The following is a 4,601-nucleotide window of genomic DNA, read 5'->3' on the forward strand; positions in this document are numbered from 1 at the left end:
CTAAAAAATATTAATTTTAGAGGCATTTTTGACTCGCCCCCAGTTTGTAAGTTTTATAGCGATTAACGAATTCAGATATGCTTAATGGGAGGTATAATTAGAGTTTTCCTATAAATTCAAGCAGGCTCTAATTACATGGAAAGTGAGCATATAACAGATCATAACAGTCTAAACCAATGAAAGTAGCTTATATTTCCACGTACCCACCCAGAAAGTGTGGTATCGGCACCTTTAACAACAATTTGGTGCATGCTGTTTCCGCCAATCTCAAAGACACTTCAGTGGAAGAAGAGGCCATTGTTGTGGCACTGGATGAAAATATAACAGAGCGTGAATATCCGAAAGAAGTGAAACATGTGATCCGCTCAAACCATCAGAAAGATTATATACAGGCAGCACGATTTATAAATTTTAGCGGAGCAGATGTCTGTGTATTGCAACATGAATTTGGTATTTTGGGAGGTGATCAGGGAGTTTATATCCTTCCCCTGATCAAAAGGCTTCAAATACCGCTTGTAGTTACTTTTCATACCATTCTGAAAAATCCTTCCTATCTTCAAAAGACTGTCATAAGGGAAATAGGAGCAACTGCATCAAAAATAACTGTAATGAGCAACCTGGCCGTTAATTTTCTTCGGAATATCTATGACCTGCCACCGGAAAAGATTCACCTGATTGAACATGGAGTACCGGATTTTGATGGTTCAGCCGGGAATAAATTAAAGGAAAAATATGGATTCGAAGACCGGAAGATTATACTGACTTTTGGTTTATTGGTTAGAAATAAAGGGATAGAAACCGCACTGCATGCCTTGCCCAAAGTAATAGAAAAACATCCGGAAGTACTGTATATCATACTTGGAAAAACCCATCCGGAAGTTATAAGAATATCGGGTGAAGAATACCGGCAGTATCTGAAGATGCTTGTAAAAAAATATAAATTGCAGGATCATGTATTTTTTTATGATCAATTTGTTTCAGAAACAGAACTCGTAGAATATCTCACAATCTCTGATTTGTATTTTACACCTTATCTTACCAGGGAACAAATAACCAGCGGAACACTTTCCTATGCAATTGGGGCAGGGTCATGTGTGCTTTCCACTCCTTATTGGCATGCAGAAGAATTACTGGGTAATGGCAGGGGAATACTTTTTGGGTTTAAGGATCATGTCATGTTATCCGTGATCTTGCTAGATTTACTTGATCATCCGGGAAAACTCCAAAAGTATCGAAAAAAGGCGTTTGAATATGGAAAAAGGCTTCGCTGGCCCCGAATTGGCAAACAATATCTGCAGTTATACAGGAAATTATCTAAACCTGTTGAATTGCCCCACGTACCAAAGGAGGAAGCCATAGATATAACTGTGATGCCCACTCTGATACTCGATCATGTTTATCGGTTAACCGATGATACCGGCATAGTAAGACAGGCCAGATACGGTATTCCCCAGTTGAAAGGGGGCTATAGTATCAATGATAATGCCCGTGCCTTGTTAATGGCTGTGATGTATTATAATCAGCGGAAAGAGCGGAGATTGCTGGATTACATACCTCGCTATCTCAGTTATATTGAATATATGCAAAACTGGGACGGCACCTTCAGGAATTATCTTAGCTTCAACAGGAATTTCAGGGATCAATGCGGAACTGAAGATGCGTTTGGAAGAACCATATGGGCATTAGGTTATTTAATACGCCACAAACCCAACGATAGTTATAAACAAACCGGGAAAAAGATTTTTTTGAAATCTGTCGGTCAATTTGAGAATTTGCATTCGGTTAGGGGAATCGCCAATACCATTATAGGAATAAGCTTGTTTTTGATGGAGTTTCAGGAGAATGAAACAATAACGCAATGGTTGATCACACTTACCGGCCGGTTGAAAGAATCATTTCATACCTATGCGACAGAAGAACGGCCATGGTTTGAAAATAAGATGACCTATGATAACGGAATTTTGCCTTTGGCTATGCTTCTTGCTTATAATGTAGTGGAAGATGAGGAGGTTTTACGGATGGGTAAAAAAAGCATGGATTTCCTTACAATGGTTTCTTTCCGTGATAACTATTTTACCCCGGTTGGAAGCAGAGGATGGTTATCTCCCGGAACTGAGATCTCTGAGTATAATCAGAAATCTACTGAAGCCATGGGGATGATTTTGCTATATCATCAGGCCTTCAAACTATTTAAAAACCACAGGTATCTGGAGCGTTTATTTAACTGTTACCTTTGGTTTCTTGGAGAAAATCAACTGAACGTACCTTTGTATGATCATGAGTCGGGAGGTTGTTACCAAGGTTTAACTTTCAAAGGTGTTAGCAAGAATGAAGGCACCGAAAGTACTCTTGCTTATATTATTGCCCATTTATCAGTTCTGGAAGCTTATGAAGAAGAATATTTTCAAATTAAAAATCCCTGACACAAAAGACGATGATTCAACGATACGCCAAAAATCCGATATTAACGAAGAAAGATATTCCCTATCTCTTTGCTACGGTATATAATGCTGGTGTTGTTAAATACAACGGCAGGTATATCATGCTTTTCAGATCAAATATCCGAAATGGCCGGAGCATAATTGGTTTGGCTGAGAGCGATGACGGGTATCACTTTAAATCCAGAAAGGAACCTTTTCTGATCCCGAATGAAAACGGTCCCTTTGGTTTTTACGAGGAATATGGCGTGGAAGACCCCCGTATTTCTCTATAGATGGTGAGTACCTCATTCACTTATAGTGCTTATTCCCGTTATGGTGTACGCAACGCATTAGCGAGGACACAGGTCTTTGTATCCGTAGATAAACTGGCTCTGATCACCCCGTCGGATCACAGAAATGTGGTGATTTTCCCGAAAAAATTCCATAATTTGTATTTAAGGCTGGACAGGCCCCATCAGGATATTAATTCCTGGGGTATCTGGATTTCTTATTCTCCCGATCTGGTTTATTGGGGTCAATCGCGGGTACTGATTAATCCGGTGCATTATCACTGGGATGAAATGAAAATGGGTACGGGTGCTCCGCCTGTATTTACCCCTCCCGGCTGGCTTAATATCTTTCATGCTGCCTATTCAACTATAAACAATACCATCTACCGGCTTGGAGTGGCATTAAATGATAAGGATGATCCTTCAAAGGTTCTGGGCGTGGCAGATGACTGGATCCTTGAACCGGAAGAAATTTATGAGACAACTGGTTATGTTCCCAATGTAGTGTTTACCTGTGGTGCCCTCCCCGAACCGGACGGATCTATAAAAATATACTGAGGTGCTGCAGATTCGGTGATGTGTATGGGAGAGGCATAAATTGAAGATCTCGTGGAACTTTGTCTCAAAAATTCCAGGGAACCGCTCCAAAAGAGATAAATTGGCAAATTGCTAAATTGTTAAACTGTTAAATTGCTATATTGATACATTGTTAAATTGTCAAATGGTCGAAGAGATTTTATACATTTAGATGGCTAATAAATTATTGACAATGTAACAGTTTAACAATTTGACAATTTAATCATAAACATCAAACGATCAAACTCCTGTCAAACAATTTAATGACAACATAATGACTACCTATGACAATAAATGACAATCAACCAATCCCGACGGGCAGGCCATTCAATCATTCAATCATCCAATCATTTTATCATTCACTCATTCGCTCATTCATTCTACCTACCCATTAGAAAGCAGCTCTCCCAGGAGCTCATCCAATTCCACCAGGGCAAATCCACTCGAATAGTCGGCCATAGCATAGGGGAGGATCAGATGCCTGTTGTGGATCATTGCACCACAGGTATATACTACATTAGGGACATAACCCTCCCTTTCCTTTTCATTGGGAACCAGCAGCGGCTCCTTTAACCGTCCGATTACCCTGCCGGGATTTTCCAGATCAAGCAGGCAGGCACCCAAGGAATACCTGCGTAGAGGGCCAACCCCATGGGTGATCAGCAGCCAGCCCTTTTCAGTTTCCAGCGGGGAACCGCCATTGCCCACCTGAATGAGTTCCCATGGTCGGGTAGGTTCCTGGATGATTCTGGCCTGTTCCCATATGTTGATCTGACCGGAATACATGATGTAATTGTTTTGTCCGTCGTACCTGGAAAGCATAGCGTACTTACCGTTTATCTTCCTGGGAAAAAGGGCGAGATTTTTATCCTGGGCATACCGGCCAAACAGCGGCATGGACCTGAAATGAAAAAAATCTTTGGTATGAAGCAATTTGGGCATGATTGTATAGCCATCGTAACCGGTATAGGTGGCATAATAATCCACAATGCCTTTGGAATCCATAAACCTGACGAAACGGGCATCTTCAATCCCCTGTTTTTCCGTTTCCATGATGGGGAATATGGCTCGTTCGGATATATCAGTGTCCAGTGAAAACTTCAGCTCATAATGTGAATCCGCCAGCCACAGGACCTCTTTTAAAACCTTTTGCTTTTCTATCGTCATTTCATTGTTTTCCAGCAGTTCTTGAACAGTTCGTTTAATTTCCGGGTAAACGAACTTTTCGGGCAGCCGTTCAAGCACCTGATGGCTGAGATTAACAGGGATTCCCATCTCCTCCAGCTTCTTTTCAAATATGTGTTTGGTATAGGTA

At 40.9% G+C, this 4,601-nt stretch carries 4 protein-coding genes; 3 read left to right on the forward strand and 1 reads right to left on the reverse strand.

Annotated elements, in window-relative coordinates; genetic code table 11:
* Window positions 1-176 precede the first annotated feature (176 nt).
* Genes KGY70_17315 through KGY70_17325 form a run of 3 tightly spaced genes read left to right on the forward strand, consistent with a single transcriptional unit; the run spans window position 177 to window position 3,268 of the window.
* A complete protein-coding gene (locus KGY70_17315) occupies window positions 177-2,423 on the forward strand; it encodes a glycosyltransferase (protein MBS3776961.1) in 2,247 nt (748 codons plus the stop codon).
* 11 nt (window positions 2,424-2,434) lie between these two features.
* The gene (locus KGY70_17320) at window positions 2,435-2,713 is read left to right on the forward strand and encodes a hypothetical protein (protein MBS3776962.1); all 279 of its coding nucleotides are present in this window, start codon (window positions 2,435-2,437) and stop codon (window positions 2,711-2,713) included.
* The gene (locus KGY70_17325) at window positions 2,714-3,268 is read left to right on the forward strand and encodes a hypothetical protein (GenBank protein MBS3776963.1); all 555 of its coding nucleotides are present in this window, start codon (window positions 2,714-2,716) and stop codon (window positions 3,266-3,268) included.
* 402 nt (window positions 3,269-3,670) lie between these two features.
* Here the strand turns inward: KGY70_17325 and KGY70_17330 are convergent.
* On the reverse strand, window positions 3,671-4,601 hold a 931-nt coding region (locus KGY70_17330; GenBank protein ID MBS3776964.1), incomplete at its 5' end, for a glycosidase.

This window comes from Bacteroidales bacterium, from assembly GCA_018334875.1.
GTDB lineage: Bacteria > Bacteroidota > Bacteroidia > Bacteroidales > UBA12077 > JAGXLC01.